This is a genomic window from Pseudorhodobacter wandonensis, from assembly GCF_001202035.1.
Taxonomy (GTDB): domain Bacteria; phylum Pseudomonadota; class Alphaproteobacteria; order Rhodobacterales; family Rhodobacteraceae; genus Pseudorhodobacter; species Pseudorhodobacter wandonensis.
In genome coordinates this window covers 1-18,852 of record NZ_LGHT01000004.1, presented here as the reverse complement: position 1 = coordinate 18,852, position 18,852 = coordinate 1, and the positions used below count along the sequence as shown (strand labels likewise).

Genomic DNA, 18,852 nt, shown 5'->3' with positions numbered 1-18,852 from the left:
TGTTGTACAATGTTTATTTATCAAGCAGCGATTGGTCACGCATCAAGGCTGGGTCGAACCCTTCGCCCGGACGCTCGATCTTTGCCGCGTCGGTGATGGCTTTGACATGGGCCTCGACGGCGGCTTGTTCGATCTCGGACGCCAGTTCATCGCGCATTTCATCAAGTGTAGGCGCGGCTTTGATGCGGGTTTCGGTCAGGTTGATAAGGTGCCAGCCAAACTGTGTTTGCACCGGGTCCGAGACTTTGCCGACTTTCATAGCCAGAACGGCATCTTCAAACGGCTTGACCATCATACCTTGGCTGAACCAGCCCAGATCACCGCCATTTGCAGCGGCACCATCGGAAGAATGCGCCTTGGCCAGTTCGGCAAAGCTGGCACCTGCGTCGATTTGCGCTTTCAGGTCTTTGGCTTCTTCCTCGGTTGCGACGAGGATATGGGCGGCGTGGTATTCCTTGGTTTCAACCGCATTGGCGAATTTGGCGTCATAGGCCTTTTGCAGGGCCTCATCGGTGACAGCGGCCTCGGCCACGCCTTGCAATGCCACACCGGCCAAATAGCCGCGCTGGTCATTTTCAATCGCAAGGGTGTCGCGCAGGGTGATCTTGGGTTCGGCGCTTTGCGCAAGGGCAGCTTGCTGGATCAATTGGTTCAGGATGCCTTTGTACAGCACGTCATCGGGCAGGTTTTGGTATTGTTCGGGCAGGTTGGCCCGCAGCACGATCAAGTGACCCAAAGTGATCGCTTTGCCGTTCACAGTTGCAATCACGGCATTTGCGCCGCCTTCTGGCACTACTACGGCCGCTTTTTCGGCTGTTGCGGTCTCTTGCGCGGCAAGGGGTGCTGCGCCGAGGGCCATTGCCAAGGCAATAGCTGCCGAAAAAGTCACTGATTTACCCATTTTTATTGTCCTTAGGCTGAAGCTGCGCGGGTGCGCAACATTGACTTGCCCTGCATCGCCGCTTACATCGCGAAGGTCGAGTAAGCAGTCTTCAAAGCTTGCCCCCTATTTAAGGGACCTTATGGGTGCGGGCAAGGCCAGACGCTTGAACGATCATGTCAGGAAGCCCTGATATTGCTGGAATGGGCCACGGAGAAATTATGCTGGGTATTGGAACACTTGCCAAAAAGGTCTTTGGAACGCCAAACGACCGCAAGGTTAAATCGGTTCGCCCGCTGGTCGCAAAGATCAACGCGCTAGAGCCAGAGTTCAAGGCGTTTTCGGACGCAGAGATCAAGGCCAAGACCGAGGCACTTGCTGCCCGTGCACAAAATGGCGAGAGCCTTGATGCGTTGTTGCCGGAAGCCTTTGCCAACTGCCGCGAGGCCGCGCGCCGTGCTTTGGGCCTGCGCGCCTTTGACGTGCAGCTAAAGGGCGGGATTTTCCTGCATCAGGGCAATATTGCCGAGATGAAAACCGGCGAGGGCAAGACGCTGATGGCGACTTTCCCGGCCTATCTGAACGCGCTGGCGGGCAAAGGTGTGCACATTGTCACCGTGAACGACTATCTGGCCAAGCGCGATGCGGAATGGATGAGCAAGGTTTACGGCGCTTTGGGGCTGACCACCGGTGTTGTATACCCCTACCAGGACGACGCAGAAAAGCGCGAGGCGTACCGCGCCGATATTACCTATGCGACGAACAACGAACTGGGCTTTGACTATCTGCGCGACAACATGAAAGCCAGCATCGAGGAAATGTCACAGCGTGGGCATTTCTATGCGATCGTCGACGAGGTGGACAGTATTTTGATTGATGAGGCGCGGACGCCTTTGATCATCTCTGGCCCAAGCCAAGACCGGAGCGAGCTGTACACAGCTGTGGACAAGCTGATCCCCGAAGTGTTGCCCGAGCATTTCAAACTGGACGAAAAGACCCGCAACGTGACCTACACGGATGAGGGCAACGAATTTCTGGAAGAGCGTTTGCTGACTGCTGGTCTGCTGCCGGAAGGGCAGAACCTGTATGACCCTGAAAGCACGACTTTGGTGCATCACGTGACCCAAGCCCTGCGCGCACACAAGCTGTTCTTGCGCGACCAGCAATATATCGTGCGGGACGGCGAAGTGATGCTGATCGACGAATTTACCGGCCGCATGATGCGTGGCCGCCGCTTGTCGGACGGTTTGCATCAGGCGATCGAGGCCAAGGAAGGTGTGGCTATTCAGCCCGAAAACGTGACTTTGGCATCGGTGACGTTCCAGAACTATTTTCGTCTCTATGACAAACTGGGCGGGATGACTGGCACAGCCAGCACCGAAGCCGAGGAATTCATGGAAATTTACGGGCTGGGTGTGGTTGAAGTGCCGACCAACCGCCCGATTGCCCGCGTCGATGACCATGACCAGGTTTACCGCACCGCGCGGGAAAAATATGAAGGCGTGGTAAAGTCGATCAAAGAGGCGAATGCCAAGGGCCAGCCGATTTTGGTGGGGACGACCTCGATTGAGAAATCCGAGTTCTTGTCGGATATGCTGAAAAAGGAAGGCGTTGCGCATAACGTGCTGAACGCGCGTCAGCATGAGCAAGAGGCCCAGATCGTTGCCGATGCTGGCAAATTCGGCGCCGTCACAATTGCGACCAACATGGCTGGTCGTGGCACCGATATTCAGCTTGGTGGCAACGTCGAGATGAAGGTTTTGGAGGCATTGGCCGCCGACCCCGAAGCGAACCCCGATGAGATTCGCAAGCGGATCGAGGCAGAACATGCCGATGAAAAAGAGCGCGTGAAAGCGGCGGGCGGATTGTTCGTGCTGGCAACCGAACGCCACGAAAGCCGTCGGATTGACAACCAGTTGCGGGGCCGCTCTGGCCGTCAGGGCGATCCGGGACGGTCTTCGTTTTTCTTGTCGCTGGAAGATGACCTGATGCGGATTTTCGGGTCCGAGCGTTTGGACGCGGTTCTGTCCAAACTGGGCATGAAAGAAGGCGAAGCGATTGTTCACCCCTGGGTCAACAAATCGCTGGAGAAAGCGCAGGCCAAGGTTGAAGGCCGCAACTTCGACATCCGCAAGCAATTGCTTAAATTCGATGACGTGATGAATGATCAGCGCAAAGCGATCTTTGGCCAGCGTCTGGAAATCATGCAAACCGAAGACTTGGCCGAGATTGCCGAGGATATGCGTCATCAAGTGGTTGAGGATTTGGTAGATCACTATCTGCCTGCGAAATCCTATGCCGATCAATGGGATGTCGATGGGCTGCACGCCGCAGTTATCGACAAGCTGGCGCAGGATCTGCCGGTTGCCGATTGGGCCAAAGAGGAAGGCGTTGACCAAGAACTGATGCTGCAACGCATCGAGGAAGCCACAGACAAGGCGATGGCCGAAAAGCAAGACGCCTTTGGCACCGAGACGATGCGCAACATTGAAAAGCAGGTGTTGTTGCAGACCATCGATACCAAATGGCGCGAACATCTGGTGACGCTTGAGCATCTGCGCTCGGTCGTGGGGTTCCGGGGGTATGCGCAGCGCGACCCGCTGTCCGAGTATAAAACCGAAGCCTTTGCGCTGTTCGAATCGTTGCTGAACTCATTGCGCCAAGACGTGACGCAGCGCCTGTCCCAAGTGCGCCCCCTGACCGCCGCCGAGCAAAAGGCGATGATGGAGCAGTACCAAGCCCAGCAACGCGCCGCCGCAGGTGGTGTTGCGACACATCCCGAGGCCGAGGTTGCCGAGGCCGTTGAGGTTGCAGAGAACGGCTTTGACGAGAATGACCCTGCAACGTGGGGTGATCCGGCGCGGAATGATCCTTGCCCATGCGGTTCGGGCAACAAATTCAAACATTGCCACGGGCGCCTTACCTGAAACCTGTCTGACAATGCTGATTGAATTGAAACGGGGGCAAATACTTGCCCCCGTTTTCTTTTGCGGCAAAGCCCACGTCACAATTGCATAAAACATTTCCTATTTTTGCCATGGCCGCGCCTTGCTTGGTGTTTATCAAAGTAGGCAATAGTACCGACCCTGCGGGAGATCTGGAATGGAACTGAAGCGCAAAATTGCGATGGTCGCGGCCACTCTTGCCGTGGCGGCGGGTGCCGGACAATTTATACAGAACGGCCTTGGTGTGCAGTTTGGGCAGGGGGCGACCGCCAAAGCGCCTGCTGTCGCAGAAATGGCGCCGGAGCCACAAGAGATTGTTCCTTTGGCGGCAGGGATGGGCCCTATGCCAAGTCTTGGTGCTATCCAGAGTCAGGATGTTTTGCCTGCACCCATATTGCCAGACACAGCTTTTGCGCCAACAGCGGCCCCGCTTATGGCACCGGCCACAGCAACTGCGGAGGTGGCAACCGATGGGCCTGTCGATGGCAAATGTGATGCTTCCTTGGACGCAATCGCAATCGATCACGCAATGCTGGAGCTGACACTGATTGCACCCTGCCACGTATCCGAGCGCGTGGTTGTGCGCCATGGTGGCCTGACGATTACTGCGATGACCTCGGAATCAGGGGCGCTGTTTGCGGTGATTCCTGGCATGGAAGCATCAGGCGCGGTTTCGGTATTGTTTGCTGACGGGAATGCGGTAGAGACAGCCGCGCCTCTGCCAGATTTGGCGCAATATCGCAGGTTTGCGGTCCAATGGATGGCCGACGATGCGTTCCAGTTGAATGCCTTTGAAAACGGCGCGGGTTTTGGTCAAACCGGCCATGTAAATGCAGAGCATACGCAGCGCCCCATGCCCAATATTCCAACCAAGGGCGGCTATCTGAGTGTGCTGGGCGACCGCACTTCGCCAATGCCGATGCTGGCCGAAGTGTATACCTATCCGTCGAATGCCACCGAAACCGTTGACTTGACGATTGAGGCCAGTGTGACCAAAGCCACCTGCGACCGAGAATTGCTGGGCGAAGTGTTGCTGAGCGAGGCAGGCGAGGTGACAAAGACAGATTTGACCATGACAACCCCAACTTGTGATGCGGTTGGTGACGTTCTGGTGTTGAACAATCCGCTGCCTGACCTGAAACTCGCCGCATCGAACTAGGGTTTTTGCGCGGGGTCTTATGCGGCAGATTATTGGGTGCGCTGCGGCATTCGCCGCGCTTCTTCTTGCGCCCTTGGCGTATGCGCAGGATGTCACGCTGACCGCGCTAGATGGCGGCTTGGCGCTGACTGGTCACATGATCAGTTTTGATGGCGCGTTCTATCGCGTTGAAACCGAATATGGCGGGCTGACGGTGGATGCCGATGCGGTTATTTGTACGGGGCCCGCTTGCCCGAAACTGACAGCGCCTTTGGCAAGGATCACCGTTGTTGGCCCTTCGGGGCCAGAAAAGCGATTGCTTCCCAGCTTGTTTGCGGGCTTTGCCGCCGCGCGCGGCCTGAACTATGTGGCCGGCGGCGTCGCTGAAATTCGTGACCCGGCTAGCGGCCAACCGCTTGCTTTGATATCGTTTTCGCCGATGACATCGGATGCGGCACTGGCGGCTGTGTTGAACCAGCAGGCATCAATGGTTGTCGGGTTCGAAGCATTGCCCAAACTGCGCAACACCGTGGTGGGGACAGAGGCTCTGGTCCCGATTGTTTCGGCTGAAAACCGGTTTCCGGCTATCAGCAGTATCGATTTGGCGGCTGCGCTTGCTGGTACAATTACCAATTGGCAGGATTTCGGTGGTCCCGATATGCCGATTGTTGTGCATGGGTTGAAGGGGGATGCGGCTCTTGGTTCAGCGATCCGCGCAAGGGCAGGGGTTTTGGCCGATGGCCCACGCCATGCCACAGCAACCGAACTGGCCGCCGCCGTTGCGCGTGACCCTTGGGGATTGGCGCTGACGGGGCAATCGGACCTAGGGCCTGCACGGGTCCTGGCGCTGACCGATTCTTGCGGGTTCCCGATGTTGGCCACGGCGATGGCCGTAAAGGCCGAGGATTATCCTTTGGCCGTGCCGCTGTTTCTGGGGGGGGCGCGGCACCGTCAGCCCTTGATGCTGCGTGAATTCATGGACTATCTGGCGACCGATAGTGCGCAATCCATTGTGGCAGCCGCTGGTTATATTGACAAACGTATCGGAACAGCGCCGCTCACGGATGACGGCCAGCGCTTGTTGGGCGCAATCCGAAATGCGGGCAACGAGGTATCGCTTGCCACGTTGCAACGCCTCGCCGCAGCGATGACCGGGGGGCAGCGTGTGTCGATGACATTTCGCTTTCAAGATGGTTCGTCGCAGCTCGATGCCCGTTCGCGTGAGGCGCTCTCCGATCTGGCCCGCCACATTGCAGCGGGACGGTTCAAGGGTGAAGATTTACAGTTTGTCGGGTTCTCTGACGGCGCAGGGGAAGCCGACGCAAACCTTGCCCTGTCCAAAGACCGTGCCGAGGCAGTTCGCCGTGCCCTGCATGCCGTGGCACCTGACCTGACCGAGGCGCAACTGCCCAAGACGCAGGCCTTTGGCGAGGCGATGCCGATGGCCTGCGATACCACCGCAACCGGCCGCCGCATAAACCGACGGGTAGAGCTGTGGTCGCATCCCGCGCCAGATGCTGAACCATAACCTATAAATACCCCGAGGCGCGAAAGCTCAGTTCCTGTTCTTTGCCGATGATAAGATGATCGTGCAACGTAATGCCCAAAACTTGCGCTGCATCCTGAATTTGACCCGTCATGCTGATATCCGCCTCTGACGGGGTCGGGTCACCTGATGGATGATTGTGAACCAGTATCAGCGCACTAGCGTTCAGTTCCAAGGCGCGCTTTACCACCTCTCGCGGATAAACCGGCACATGATCCACTGTGCCACGGGCCTGTTCCTCATCAGCGATCAACACATTCTTGCGGTCCAAAAACAAAATGCGGAACTGTTCGGTCTCGCGGTGGGCCATAGCTGTATGGCAATAATCTATCAGTGCATTCCAGGACGACAACACCGGTTTGTTCATCACCCGCGCCCGCATCATCCGCTGGGCCGCTGCTTCGACGATTTTCAACTCCTGCACAACGGCATCGCCAACGCCCTGCACTGTGACCAACCGGGCCGCAGGGGCGGTGACAACGCGATTGAAGTCGCCGAATGTATCGAGCAACACCCGCGCCAATGGCTTTACATCTTGCCGTGGAATGGCGCGAAACAAGATCAGTTCTAGCAACTCATAATCCGGCATTGCCGCGGCCCCACCATCCATAAAGCGCGCACGCAGACGCTTGCGGTGATCCGAAATATAGGACGGCAGCTTGCCTGACAAAGGCGTTACCGGCACAGCCTCATCCATCTCCGCAAATAGCGGCATATTGGTTTCATGAAAGGCGTTGCTCTGGCTCATGCCCACAGGCTGCCACAGCCTTTGTAAAGATTGTGTTAATGAAAACACCCACCGGTTTCATCTTGGCAAAAATACCTGATCCCGGCCTCAACCTAAATCCGATGCGCAGATGCAGTAGCCCCGTCAGGGCCAAATCCGGGGGTTCGATGCCCCCGAATTTGGCAACCCTGTTAGCCTTTCATCCCGTCCCAAAAGGTTTTCACCTTGGAAAAGAAGGTCTGCCCTTCGGGATTATTGTCTTCTGACAGCTTTTCAAACTCGCGCAGAAGTTCCTTCTGCTTCGAAGTCAGGTTCACCGGTGTCTCAACCGCCAATTCAATCAGCATATCGCCAACTCCACCACCACGCAGCGCGGGCATACCTTTGGAGCGCAGACGCATCTGCTTACCTGTCTGGCTGCCACTTGGCACCTTCACCCGGCTTTTGCCGCCATCGATTGTTGGCACCTCTACCTCACCACCCAGCGCGGCTGTGGCCATGGTTACCGGCACGCGGCAGAACAGATGCGTACCGTCGCGTTGGAAAATCGCGTGCTCGCGCACTTCGATAAAGATGTACAAGTCACCCGATGGCCCACCACGCAAACCGGCTTCGCCTTCGCCAGCCAGCCGGATACGCGTGCCGGTTTCAACGCCTGCCGGAATGTTAACCGACAAAGCACGGTCTTGTTCTACGCGGCCGGCACCTGCGCATTTCTTGCACGGGTTTTTGATGGTCTGGCCCATGCCGTTGCAGGTTGGACAAGTGCGTTCAACCGTGAAAAAGCCTTGTTGCGCCCGTACCTTACCCATGCCCGAACAGGTGGGGCAGGTTACTGGCTCGGCACCACCCTCGGCGCCCGAGCCGCGGCAGGATTCACAGGCGACCGAGGCCGGTACGTTGATGGTTTTCTGGATACCCGCAAAAGCTTCTTCCAGCGAAACACGCAGGTTATAGCGTAGGTCAGACCCGCGTTGCGCACGCGAACGGCCGCCACCTCCGCGTTGCCCACCCATGAAATCGCCGAACAGGTCTTCGAACACATCCGAAAACGCACTGGCGAAATCGCCATTGCCGCCGCCGGGTTGCCCGCCGCGTGGCCCTCCCATTCCGCCTTCAAAGGCAGCATGGCCATAGCGATCATAGGCGGCCTTTTTTTCGGCATCCTTTAGCACCTCATAGGCCGCGTTCACTTCTTTGAACTGTTCTTCGGCCTTGGGGTTGTCGGAATTGCGGTCGGGGTGAAGCTCTTTCGCCTTGTTGCGATAGGCCTTCTTTAGCTCATCTGCGGATGCACCGCGCGAGGCCCCGAGCACTTCGTAAAAATCTCGTTTTGCCATAGCAAACCTCTGCTCTTTGAACGGCAGAGGGGCGGCCCGTTTATCTAGGCCGCCCCACCTGTCATTCTTGCGGTGTTACTTGCGCTTTTTCTCGCCCAGGTCTTCGAAATCGGCATCGACGATATCATCGTCAACCGAGCGCGCCTCGTCCGGCTCTTCACCGCTGTCGGCCTCTTGGCTGGCTTTGTAAATCGCCTCGCCCAGCTTCATTGCAGATTCCGTCAGGTTCTGCATTGCGCCTTTGATCTTGCTGGTATCGTCGGTTTTCAGCGCGTCTTCCAATGGCTGCATCGCAAGCTCGATGGCTTCGACAGTAGACGGATCTACCTTGTCGCCATGTTCTTCGAGCGACTTCTTGGTCGAGTGCATCAGGCTTTCGGCCTGGTTGCGGGTCTCAACCAATTCGCGACGTTCTTTATCAGCCTCGGCATTTTCTTCGGCGTCTTTCACCATCTTTTGGATGTCTTCTTCGGACAAGCCGCCAGACGCCTGGATGGTGATGTTCTGTGCCTTACCGGTGCCTTTGTCTTTGGCACCCACGGAAACGATACCGTTTGCGTCAATATCAAAGGTCACTTCGATTTGCGGCATCCCACGTGGAGCGGGCGGGATGTCTTCGAGGTTGAACTGACCAAGGATTTTGTTATCCGCAGCCATTTCACGCTCGCCTTGGAACACCCGGATCGTCACGGCGTTCTGGTTGTCTTCGGCGGTTGAGAAGACTTGGGATTTCTTGGTGGGAATGGTGGTGTTGCGGTCGATCAGGCGGGTGAATACGCCACCTTGGGTTTCGATACCCATCGACAGCGGGGTCACGTCCAGCAGAACAACGTCCTTGACGTCGCCTTGCAGAACGCCGGCCTGAATTGCAGCACCCAGTGCCACAACCTCATCAGGGTTCACACCCTTGTGCGGCTCTTTGCCAAAGAACTTGGTTACTTCTTCAACAACGCGCGGCATGCGGGTCATACCACCAACAAGCACAACTTCGTCGATGTCAGATGTGGACAGGCCGGCATCTTTCAACGCAGCTTGGCAAGGTTTGATCGACGCTTTGATCAGATCGCCAACCAGGCTTTCCAGTTTCGCACGGGTCAGTTTCATAACCATGTGCAGCGGCTGGCCGTTCGACCCCATCGAGATGAACGGTTGGTTGATTTCGGTCTGCTGGCTGGACGACAGTTCGATTTTCGCCTTTTCAGCCGCTTCTTTCAAACGCTGAAGCGCCATTTTGTCTTTGGTCAGGTCAACCGAATGCTCTTTTTTGAACTCATCCGCGAGGTAGTTCACGATGCGCATGTCGAAATCTTCGCCACCAAGGAAGGTGTCGCCGTTGGTCGATTTTACTTCGAACAGACCGTCGTCGATTTCCAGAATGGTGATATCGAAGGTACCACCACCAAGGTCATAGACCGCGATGGTTTTTGATTCTTTTTTATCAAGGCCGTAAGCCAGCGCAGCCGCAGTCGGCTCGTTGATGATGCGCAGCACTTCGAGACCAGCGATTTTGCCGGCGTCTTTGGTGGCCTGACGCTGGGCGTCGTTAAAGTAAGCCGGAACCGTGATAACAGCTTGGGTTACTTCTTCGCCAAGATAGCTCTCGGCGGTTTCTTTCATCTTGCCCAGAATAAAGGCCGAGATCTGGCTGGGTGAATATTTCTCACCGCGTACTTTTACCCACGCGTCGCCGTTGCCGCCGTCTACCAATTCGTAGGGCAGGTTTTTCTTGTCTTTTGCAAGGTGGCTGTCATTGATCGGACGGCCGATCAGACGCTTAACCGCAAAGATAGTGTTTGATGGGTTGGTCACAGCTTGGCGTTTGGCGGGCTGACCGACAAGACGTTCCGATTCTGTAAAACCAACGATTGAAGGCGTTGTACGCGCACCTTCGGCGTTTTCAAGAACCCGGGGTTGCGAACCATCCATGATAGCTACGCAAGAGTTGGTTGTCCCGAGGTCGATCCCGATGACTTTGGCCATGATAAATACCTCTTCATATTCGGCGATGTTATGGGGGTCAGGCCCATTATGGCCCCTGATCCCCGATCCCAGTTGTAGACGGCTAGGCACGGCCGCCTTTTCCGGCTACCGGCTGTATATAGGGGCCGCGCCTAGGCCCTGCAAGCACCCCATGCGGTGGTTTTTCACCTCATTTGCAGGAAATTTTGCGGGATTTGGTTCATTTGGCCCGGTTTCACGCGGTTTGGGCTTTATTCCCAACCATAGTTAAAGCTGATGCTGATACGGTCATCCTCGCCCATGTTCATAGGCACCTCATGGCGCAGCCAGCTTTCCCATAGCAAAATATCGCCTGGCGCGGGCGATTTATAGATAAAGCTGCGCAGATGTTCGGGCGCGTCTTTGGTGCGGGCGGGTGCTGCCATCATCATCGGCAGGCGCGGATCTTCCAGTTTTAGCGCACCTGCGCCTGGGGGAACCGAGACATAAGTTGTGCCGCTGATAACGCTGTGGGGGTGGATGTGCGAGCTATGCGTGCCACCCTGCGGCAGTATGTTGATCCAGATTGAATCGAGTTTCAGCTTCTTGCCGTCAAGGTCAAAGGCAAGATCCTTGGCAAAGGCTGCGACATGTTTGTCGATGATTTTCACGAGGTCTTTGAACGTCGGGTCGCGCCACGCCAGATCGGCAAGCGAAGCATAGGACGTGTAGCCGGGGAACTGGTTTTCTTCGCACCAATCCTGCCCTGCGGTGTCATCCTCGGCGATGGCAAGGCAGGTGTCTTCCAACTCTTCAGGGGTGGGGGCGTGGCCCTGTTCGGCAAGGGCGGCGCGATAGAAACGGGTGACGAACAGGCTGTCAATCTGGGGCATGTTTGGCTCCTTTCAGGTGCGTTTAGGCAGTTCGGAAACCAAGACCTGGGCAGCCAGACGTGGGTCGGAATGTTGCCAGATCGGGCGGCCGACGACGATATGGTCGGCCCCTGCGGCAATGGCGCTGGCGGGGGTCGCTATCCGTTTTTGGTCATCGGCCGATGAACCGGTCGGACGCACGCCGGGCGTCACGATCAGCCGCCCCTTGGCGATGGGCAGGGCACGAATAAGGGCCGCCTCATGTGGACTGGCGATCACGCCATCGGCGCCTGCCTCTAGCGCATTATGGGCGCGCTCCAGCGTGATGTCGCCAATGTCGCCAGGTTTGATCAGGTTTGCATCAAGGTCGGCGCGGTCAAGCGAGGTCAGCACAGTGACGCCGAGGATTTTAAGGTTGGTCCCTGCCGCGCCTTGTTTTGCCGCGCGTACCACTTGCGGATCACCGTGGACGGTCAGGAAATCGAAATCAAACTGGGCAATGCCGCGCACCGCAGCCTCAACCGTTGCGCCGATGTCGAAAAACTTCATATCCAGAAAAATGCGCTTGCCGTGTTCTTGCTTCAGCTCATTCGCCAGTGCGAGCCCGCCACCCGTCAACATGCCCAAGCCGATTTTGTAAAAGGAAACGGCGTCACCAATTTTGCGGGTCAATTCCTGCCCGTGGACAATATTTGGCACATCCAGCGCCACGATCAAACGGTCATCGGCCATGTCATTCCCCTTATTTTCTGTAAAATCGCTGCGTGATGGGCGCTATTGTGCGGGCTGTCAAGCATCGCGCATTGACTTGCCCCCTGCCGCGCAGTTGAATCGACGCAAAAGTAATATATTGAGGCCGAGTATGCACGTCAGTTTGGAATTTGAGCGCCCAGACGAGGGGCCATCATCGGGACCGGTGACGGTTGGTTGGTTTTTGACCAAAGACAAAGGCGCGATTTTATATGACCCGCCAGAACGCCTGACTGTGCGCCAGACCAGCAAAACCCACGCCAAATCGGCCAGCCGTTGCCCGGCGGTTATCCAGATGGAAAGCCGCTATTTCGTGGTGAAATGCCCGTTTGATTTGCACATCGGCTTTGGTCGCGATGAAAAGGGCAAGACGCATTTGATCAATCGGGCAGGCGCGGGGTCTGCCATTCGGGCGAGCAAGATTTCCGAGGTTCTGGTTTTGGTAAATGAGGCCGAATGGCGATTTGCCGACCGGCCGACGATTCAGATGATGTTGCCCTATTGCTTTATTTCGGATGAAACCGTGTACCTGACGCAGCTGGGAACCTTTGCGCATTACCGCGCTGACCCGTTGCCCGGAACGATTTTCGGCGGGCGCTTTCCGGTAAACCTGTGGCCGCGACCGCTGATGTGGGCGTTTGAGTGGCATGACCCGACCAAAGACCTGATTCTACGTCGGGGGGAGCCGCTGTTTTACTGCCAGTTTGAAGCAAATGGCCCCGATCGCCCGATCCAAATGGTCGAGGCCGAGCGCACAGAGGCGCTGGAGGCCTATATGGACAAAATTTCGGGCGCAGTGAATTATGTCAACCAGACATTTAGCCTGTTCAAAGCTGCAGAATCGGTAAGGCCCGCCAAGCTGCTGACACCGAAAAAACGCGAATAATCAGCGCAAAATCTGCCGTTCCGCAGCGTGAACCAGGCCTTTGACAAGGGCCTGATACCCGATGCTTTGCGCGGCGGGCAAGGTAACGCCGATGCGCAGCGGAACCGGCAGGCCGGGGGCAAAAAAATCGACAGCCGCTTCGAAATGCTTGCGGGCGGCATCATAGACGACATAGGCAATTCGGGTGGCTGTTGTGGCCATAGGTGTGTCCTTATGCGTTAAAGGCCGGTTAGCCGGTGCGCTATAGATAACAATGCATAAATGAAGATTTGGTTTCCGAAATTTTAGCCCCTTGTGCTTCACAACTGCTTGAAACAGTGCTGCCGTGCACCCAAATAATAGTCGAGGCCCGAAGAGGGGATGTGCCGCAACAGGGCATTCCAAATGGCGGGAGCTTTAAAAAGGAGAATACTGATGAACATGGAAAAGTTCACAGAGCGGTCGCGCGGATTCTTGCAGGCTGCCCAAACGATTGCGATGCGCGAAAGTCATCAAAGACTTGCCCCGGAACATTTGCTGAAAGCCCTGATGGATGATGATCAGGGAATGTCGGCCAACCTGATTCGTCGTGCGGGCGGCGACCCTGTGCTTGTCGTTCAGGCGCTGGATTTGGCGATGGGCAAAATGTCCAAAGTGTCGGGCGATGCCCAGCCGTATATGGACCCTGCAACTGTGCGCGTATTGGACGAGGCCGAGAAAGTCGCCAAAAAGGCTGGCGATAGCTTTGTTCCGGTTGAGCGGATTTTGGTCGCCTTGGCGATGACCAACACGAATGCCAAGGATGCGTTGGTGGCTGGCAAAGTGAATGCGCAAAGCCTGAATGCCGCGATCAATGACATTCGCAAAGGTCGTACCGCTGACAGTGCCAGCGCCGAAGATACCTATGAGGCGCTGTCGAAATATGCGCGTGACCTGACCGAGGCTGCCGAGCAGGGCAAGATTGATCCGATCATCGGCCGCGATGATGAGATTCGCCGCACGATGCAGGTGCTTTCCCGCCGGACCAAGAACAACCCCGTGCTGATCGGCGAACCGGGCGTGGGTAAAACCGCGATTGCCGAAGGGCTTGCCTTGCGGATTGTCGATGGTGACGTGCCGGAATCCTTGCGCAACAAAAAGCTGTTGGCGCTGGATATGGGCGCGTTGATCGCGGGTGCCAAGTATCGTGGCGAGTTTGAAGAGCGTCTGAAAGCGATCCTTAAGGAAATTGAGGGCGCGGCGGGTGAGATCATCTTGTTCATTGACGAGATGCACACGCTGGTTGGCGCTGGCAAGGCCGATGGCGCAATGGATGCCGCGAACCTGATCAAACCGGCTTTGGCACGGGGCGAGCTGCACTGCGTGGGCGCGACCACTTTGAACGAATACCGCAAATATGTGGAAAAAGACGCAGCCCTTGCGCGGCGGTTCCAGCCTGTAATGGTCGAAGAACCGACGGTCGAGGATACGATCTCTATTCTGCGCGGCATTAAGGATAAGTATGAAATGCACCACGGCGTGCGTATCTCGGATTCGGCCCTGGTTGCAGCGGCAACCCTGTCGCACCGTTATATCACCGACCGGTTTCTACCGGACAAGGCGATTGACCTGATGGATGAAGCCGCATCCCGCTTGCGGATGGAAGTGGACAGCAAGCCCGAGGAATTGGACGCGCTGGACCGTCAGATCTTGCAATTGCAGATCGAAGCGGAGGCGTTGAAGAAAGAAGACGATGCCGCATCCAAGGACCGTTTGGAAAAGCTGGAAAAAGAGCTGGCAGATCTGATGGAGCGGTCGGACAGTATGACCGCGAAATGGCAGAATGAGCGTGACAGCCTTGAGGCCGGTCGCGAGTTGAAAGAAAAGCTGGACCGCGCACGGGCCGAATTGGACGTGGCAAAACGTGAGGGCAACCTCGCCAAGGCGGGTGAGCTTTCCTATGGCATCATTCCGCAGCTGGAAAAGAAGCTGGCGGAAAGCGAAGGGCAGGAATCGGATGCGCTGGTATCCGAGGCTGTGCGCCCCGAGCAGATCGCCGAAGTGGTTGAGCGCTGGACGGGCATTCCGACAACCAAAATGCTGGAAGGTGAACGCGACAAGCTGCTGAAAATGGAGGATGAGCTGGGCAAGCGGGTCATCGGCCAACGTCAGGCGCTGAAAGCGGTAGCCAATGCCGTGCGGCGCGCGCGCGCCGGTCTGAATGATGAGAACCGGCCTTTGGGCTCGTTCCTGTTTCTCGGGCCAACCGGTGTGGGTAAAACCGAGCTGACCAAGGCTGTTGCCGAGTATCTGTTCGACGACGATCAGGCGATGGTGCGCATTGATATGTCTGAATTCATGGAAAAACACGCCGTTAGCCGCTTGATTGGCGCGCCTCCCGGTTATGTTGGCTATGACGAAGGCGGGGTTTTGACCGAAGCCGTACGCCGCCGCCCCTATCAGGTGGTGCTGTTCGATGAGGTTGAAAAGGCGCATCCGGACGTGTTCAACGTGCTGCTGCAAGTGCTCGATGATGGCGTTTTGACCGATGGTCAGGGTCGCACCGTGGACTTCAAGCAAACGCTGATCATTCTAACGTCGAACCTTGGGGCGGTGGCATTGTCGCAACTGCCCGATGGGGCAGACCCGGCACCCGCACGGGCGCAGGTGATGGAGGCGGTGCGCAGCCATTTCCGGCCCGAGTTCCTGAACCGTCTGGATGAGACGATCATCTTTGACCGTCTGGCACGCGAGGATATGGCGGGCATTGTGACCATTCAGCTGAAACGGCTGGAGCGTCGCCTTGCTGGGCGCAAGATTACGCTGGATCTGGATAAGGAAGCGCTACAATGGTTGGCGGACGAAGGCTATGACCCAGTGTTCGGGGCGCGACCTTTGAAGCGGGTGATCCAACGCAGCCTGCAAGACCCGCTGGCCGAAATGATCTTGGCCGGTGACGTGATGGATGGCAGCACGATTGCTGTCTCATCCAGTGCCGAAGGGTTGTTGATTGGTGATCGTGTCAGCGCGTCAAAACGCGAAAAGCCTGCAATGTCGGTTGTTCATTAAGCGGCACTGAAACAGCAAAAGAAGCCCCGGCATGTTGCTGGGGCTTTTTCATGTGGACGATTCTGCGGGTTATTCTGCGGCGAGAGGCTGCTCTTGATCACGGGCACCGGTTATTTGTGCGATCACGCCTGAAATCAACGCTTGGAACGCGGCAAAATCTGCGCGGGGTTCAACGCGGGCCTCATCCATGTAAAGCGATCGGTCGATTTCAACCTGCACCACATGCTGGCCGCTGCTTGGTTTGCCATAGGCTTGGGTAATATAAGCGCCGGCAAAAGGGGCGTTGCGGGCAACACGCAAGCCCGCGGCGGTAAAAGCGTCTTCAAGCTGTGACATGATGCCAAGACCGGCAGCTACACCAAACCTGTCGCCCAAGACGACGTCAGGGCAAATCTTGCTGGCGCGGCTGTGTGACGTAATCGCCTCATGCGGCATCGAGTGGCAATCGATCAGAATGGCTTTGCCAAATTGCGCGGTTGTCTGGCGCATCAGCATGTGCAGTTGCTGGTGATAGGGGTGCCAAAACCCGGCCAAGCGGGCCTCGGCCTCGGCCCGGGTGATGCGGCCGGAATAGATCGCCTTGCCGCCGGCAACCACCCGCGGCACTACGCCGAGGCCCGAGTTGATGCGCGGATTATGATGCGAGGACGAAACACCTTCGATCACAGCCGGATCCAGCTCATCTTTGGCACGGTTCAGATCGACAAAAGCGCGGGGGGCGCGGGACGCAAGCAACGGTGCACCATAGGCAGGGGCAGCCGCGAAAAGTTGATCAACATAGGCATCTTCAGAGGAACGCAATGTCAGCGGGTCTAGCCTGCTTTGGGTGCCAAAGGTGGATGCGTAATCACGCCCGCTGTGTGGCGAAGAAAAGACAAAAGGCACGCTATGCCGTTCAGGGAAGAATAGATCGAATGCTTGTGACAAAGGCGGGCCTCCTTGTCGAAGGTATAGCGCAGAAATTTGTTTTGCCAAATCTTTACAGAATCTTCTGTCAAATTGTTGCAACGTTACGCGGGTTTCATCATCCCGAACAAAAGCTCTTGAATATACGCGCGACTCCTTTTATAGCCACGCCAACCGACGCGGTTCCGCCCGCGTCCTTTTCTTTGGTAACTTGGGTCCAAGGGCAAGACATGGCGGAATCGTTGCGGGCTGTGGGCGGTTAGCTCAGCGGTAGAGCACTACGTTGACATCGTAGTGGCCACTGGTTCGATCCCAGTACCGCCCACCATCTTGCCACCTAATTGGTTGCAGGTTCATCGTTCCCGCGCTATGTGGGGGCACAAGTTTTAATCGGCGCACGCGCGCCGCGATAAGGAGAAGGCCCATGAAGGTCAAAAACTCGCTCCGCTCGCTGAAGTTGCGTCACCGCGACTGCCAGGTCGTGCGCCGCAAAGGCCGTGTCTATGTTATCAACAAGACACAAAAGCGTTATAAGGCGCGTCAGGGCTAATACCTTGGCTGACGCATAATGCATGCTAAAGTTAAAAAACCGCCGAGTGGAAGCTCCGGCGGTTTTTTTCTAGCCGGGGCGTAAGTGTGTTGTCGCGTTGGGTTGATGTGCTGGCAGACTGCGACACAAAGCCCACCTGAGGCCGAGCGAGATTGCAACAACGCGTGGATTAACTTAACGGTATTGTGGGACGGTATAAGTGCCAAGAGACCAATAAGTCGCTGGCCACACTACAGGGAAGAGATTAGCCGAATGAATATTCAGAATATGAGCGATGCCGCTCTCTCTGCCGCAGCGGACCAGAATCGGTCTGCGCGTGAATGGCTTCCAATTCTTGCCAAATACCGCGATCCGAATACAACCCGCAGCGCGTTTGAGCTGGCGGTGACCGTATTTCCGATACTGGCACTCTGGGCAGTGGCTATATGGTTGCTGCAGTATAGTTACTTGGCGTCGCTGGTTTTGGGTGCGTTTAACGGCCTGTTTCTGGTGCGTCTGTTCTGTATTCAGCATGACTGCGGCCACGCCTCATTCTTTTCAAACCGCACGCTTAGTGATTGGGTCGGCCGTTGCCTTGGGGTGTTGACCCTGACCCCTTATCACGTTTGGCGCCGCCAGCATGCGATCCACCATTCTGCCTCGGGCAACCTTGACATGCGCGGGATTGGTGATGTGACCACGTTGACTGTAGATGAATACCTTGCCCGCTCGGCCTTTGGGCGCTTTATGTACCGGATATATCGCAGCCCGTTCACGCTGTTCCTGATTGGGCCGGCCTATATCTTTTTGGTACAGAACCGCATTCCTTATGGGTTGATGAAGTCGGGTGCATCGTTTTGGATTTCGGCGATGGGCACCAATTTTGTTTTGATATCGGGCTGCTTTCGAGGTGCGGCGCACTTCAACACCTGTCGGGTTGTTGTTGCCGGTCGAATGGAAAGCCCAGATGTGAATGGCGACAAGGGCCGCAATCACGAAAGGCAGCAGATAGTGCAAGCTGAAGAAACGGTTCAGCGTGGCGTTATCAACGGCTGGGCCGCCCAACAACCAAGTCTGAATCGATTCGCCGATGCCCGGAATAGCGCCGAACAGGCCGGTAATAACCGTCGCACCCCAAAAGGACATTTGCCCCCATGGCAGAACGTAACCCATAAACGCCGTGCCCATCATCGCCAGATAGATGATCATACCGATGATCCACGTAATCTCACGCGGGGCTTTGTACGAACCGTAGTACAGGCCGCGGAAAATGTGCAGATACACAGCGATAAAGAACAAAGATGCACCGTTTGCGTGCAGATAGCGCAGCATATAGCCGCCGTTCACGTCGCGCATGATGTGCTCAAC

Annotated in this window: 14 protein-coding genes, 1 tRNA gene and 2 pseudogenes; 8 read left to right on the top strand and 9 right to left on the bottom strand. The window is 56.5% G+C overall.

What is annotated here, in order from left to right; all coding sequences use genetic code 11:
* Positions 1–13: 13 nt before the first annotated feature.
* Positions 14–901: a peptidylprolyl isomerase gene (locus AKU79_RS00190; RefSeq protein WP_082223850.1), complete on the bottom strand. Its 888-nt coding sequence runs from the start codon at positions 899–901 to the stop codon at positions 14–16.
* Positions 902–1,101: 200 nt separating this feature from the next.
* On the opposite strand from AKU79_RS00190, the gene secA reads away from it, so the two are divergent.
* From secA to AKU79_RS00175, 3 genes are all read left to right on the top strand, one after another.
* A complete protein-coding gene (gene secA / locus AKU79_RS00185; RefSeq protein ID WP_050521577.1) occupies positions 1,102–3,807 on the top strand; it encodes a preprotein translocase subunit SecA in 2,706 nt (901 codons plus the stop codon).
* Positions 3,808–3,982: 175 nt separating this feature from the next.
* Positions 3,983–4,984 carry a hypothetical protein gene (locus AKU79_RS00180; protein WP_050521576.1) on the top strand — a complete coding sequence of 334 codons (1,002 nt, stop codon included), beginning with the start codon at positions 3,983–3,985 and terminating at the stop codon, positions 4,982–4,984.
* Between the two features lie 19 nt (positions 4,985–5,003).
* On the top strand, positions 5,004–6,491 hold the full coding sequence (locus tag AKU79_RS00175; RefSeq protein WP_050521575.1) for a phosphate ABC transporter substrate-binding/OmpA family protein: 1,488 nt from the start codon (positions 5,004–5,006) through the stop codon (positions 6,489–6,491).
* A gap of 1 nt (position 6,492) precedes the next feature.
* On the opposite strand, the gene radC is transcribed toward AKU79_RS00175, so the two are convergent.
* From radC to pyrF, 5 genes are all read right to left on the bottom strand, one after another.
* On the bottom strand, positions 6,493–7,257 hold the full coding sequence (gene radC, locus AKU79_RS00170; protein ID WP_050521574.1) for a RadC family protein: 765 nt from the start codon (positions 7,255–7,257) through the stop codon (positions 6,493–6,495).
* Positions 7,258–7,427: 170 nt separating this feature from the next.
* On the bottom strand, positions 7,428–8,576 hold the full coding sequence (gene dnaJ, locus AKU79_RS00165) for a molecular chaperone DnaJ (protein ID WP_050521573.1): 1,149 nt from the start codon (positions 8,574–8,576) through the stop codon (positions 7,428–7,430).
* A 75-nt stretch (positions 8,577–8,651) separates the two neighbouring features.
* Entirely contained in the window at positions 8,652–10,556 is a 1,905-nt protein-coding gene (gene dnaK, locus AKU79_RS00160; protein WP_050521572.1) for a molecular chaperone DnaK, read from the bottom strand.
* A 230-nt stretch (positions 10,557–10,786) separates the two neighbouring features.
* Positions 10,787–11,407 (bottom strand): TIGR02466 family protein, encoded by a 621-nt coding sequence (locus AKU79_RS00155; RefSeq protein ID WP_050521571.1) that lies wholly within the window; start codon positions 11,405–11,407, stop codon positions 10,787–10,789.
* A 12-nt stretch (positions 11,408–11,419) separates the two neighbouring features.
* Positions 11,420–12,118 carry an orotidine-5'-phosphate decarboxylase gene (gene pyrF, locus AKU79_RS00150; RefSeq protein ID WP_050521570.1) on the bottom strand — a complete coding sequence of 233 codons (699 nt, stop codon included), beginning with the start codon at positions 12,116–12,118 and terminating at the stop codon, positions 11,420–11,422.
* A gap of 130 nt (positions 12,119–12,248) precedes the next feature.
* Between pyrF and AKU79_RS00145 the strand changes: the two genes are divergently transcribed.
* Positions 12,249–13,022, top strand: a complete 774-nt coding sequence (locus AKU79_RS00145; RefSeq protein ID WP_050521569.1) for a hypothetical protein — start codon at positions 12,249–12,251, stop codon at positions 13,020–13,022.
* On the opposite strand, the gene AKU79_RS00140 is transcribed toward AKU79_RS00145, so the two are convergent.
* A complete protein-coding gene (locus AKU79_RS00140) occupies positions 13,023–13,223 on the bottom strand; it encodes a hypothetical protein (RefSeq protein WP_050521568.1) in 201 nt (66 codons plus the stop codon).
* A 213-nt stretch (positions 13,224–13,436) separates the two neighbouring features.
* On the opposite strand from AKU79_RS00140, the gene clpB reads away from it, so the two are divergent.
* Positions 13,437–16,049: an ATP-dependent chaperone ClpB gene (gene clpB / locus AKU79_RS00135; protein ID WP_050521567.1), complete on the top strand. Its 2,613-nt coding sequence runs from the start codon at positions 13,437–13,439 to the stop codon at positions 16,047–16,049.
* 69 nt (positions 16,050–16,118) lie between these two features.
* On the opposite strand, the gene AKU79_RS00130 is transcribed toward clpB, so the two are convergent.
* Positions 16,119–16,976, bottom strand: a complete 858-nt coding sequence (locus tag AKU79_RS00130) for an N-formylglutamate amidohydrolase (protein ID WP_050521566.1) — start codon at positions 16,974–16,976, stop codon at positions 16,119–16,121.
* 232 nt (positions 16,977–17,208) lie between these two features.
* On the opposite strand from AKU79_RS00130, the gene AKU79_RS00125 reads away from it, so the two are divergent.
* The 3 genes and pseudogenes from AKU79_RS00125 to AKU79_RS18770 all read left to right on the top strand — a co-directional run.
* Positions 17,209–17,283: transfer RNA gene (locus AKU79_RS00125), tRNA-Val, on the top strand.
* A 96-nt stretch (positions 17,284–17,379) separates the two neighbouring features.
* Positions 17,380–17,505: a type B 50S ribosomal protein L36 gene (ykgO, locus tag AKU79_RS00120; RefSeq protein ID WP_050521456.1), complete on the top strand. Its 126-nt coding sequence runs from the start codon at positions 17,380–17,382 to the stop codon at positions 17,503–17,505.
* Between the two features lie 105 nt (positions 17,506–17,610).
* A pseudogene (locus AKU79_RS18770) lies at positions 17,611–18,315 on the top strand (fatty acid desaturase); the annotation flags it as partial.
* Positions 18,316–18,384: 69 nt separating this feature from the next.
* Here the strand turns inward: AKU79_RS18770 and petB are convergent.
* A pseudogene (petB, locus tag AKU79_RS00115) lies at positions 18,385–18,852 on the bottom strand (cytochrome b); the annotation flags it as partial.

Excerpts from the sequence above, each read along its gene's own strand:
- AKU79_RS00155 (WP_050521571.1), bottom strand. The coding sequence starts at position 11,407 with ATGCCCCAGATTGACAGCCTGTTCGTCACCCGTTTCTATCGCGCCGCC.
- AKU79_RS00140 (WP_050521568.1), bottom strand. The coding sequence starts at position 13,223 with ATGGCCACAACAGCCACCCGAATTGCCTATGTCGTCTATGATGCCGCC.
- dnaJ (WP_050521573.1), bottom strand. The coding sequence starts at position 8,576 with ATGGCAAAACGAGATTTTTACGAAGTGCTCGGGGCCTCGCGCGGTGCA.
- AKU79_RS00145 (WP_050521569.1), top strand. The coding sequence starts at position 12,249 with ATGCACGTCAGTTTGGAATTTGAGCGCCCAGACGAGGGGCCATCATCG.
- AKU79_RS00175 (WP_050521575.1), top strand. The coding sequence starts at position 5,004 with ATGCGGCAGATTATTGGGTGCGCTGCGGCATTCGCCGCGCTTCTTCTT.
- pyrF (WP_050521570.1), bottom strand. The coding sequence starts at position 12,118 with ATGGCCGATGACCGTTTGATCGTGGCGCTGGATGTGCCAAATATTGTC.
- AKU79_RS00190 (WP_082223850.1), bottom strand. The coding sequence starts at position 901 with ATGGGTAAATCAGTGACTTTTTCGGCAGCTATTGCCTTGGCAATGGCC.
- radC (WP_050521574.1), bottom strand. The coding sequence starts at position 7,257 with ATGAGCCAGAGCAACGCCTTTCATGAAACCAATATGCCGCTATTTGCG.
- AKU79_RS00180 (WP_050521576.1), top strand. The coding sequence starts at position 3,983 with ATGGAACTGAAGCGCAAAATTGCGATGGTCGCGGCCACTCTTGCCGTG.
- clpB (WP_050521567.1), top strand. The coding sequence starts at position 13,437 with ATGAACATGGAAAAGTTCACAGAGCGGTCGCGCGGATTCTTGCAGGCT.
- secA (WP_050521577.1), top strand. The coding sequence starts at position 1,102 with ATGCTGGGTATTGGAACACTTGCCAAAAAGGTCTTTGGAACGCCAAAC.
- ykgO (WP_050521456.1), top strand. The coding sequence starts at position 17,380 with ATGAAGGTCAAAAACTCGCTCCGCTCGCTGAAGTTGCGTCACCGCGAC.
- dnaK (WP_050521572.1), bottom strand. The coding sequence starts at position 10,556 with ATGGCCAAAGTCATCGGGATCGACCTCGGGACAACCAACTCTTGCGTA.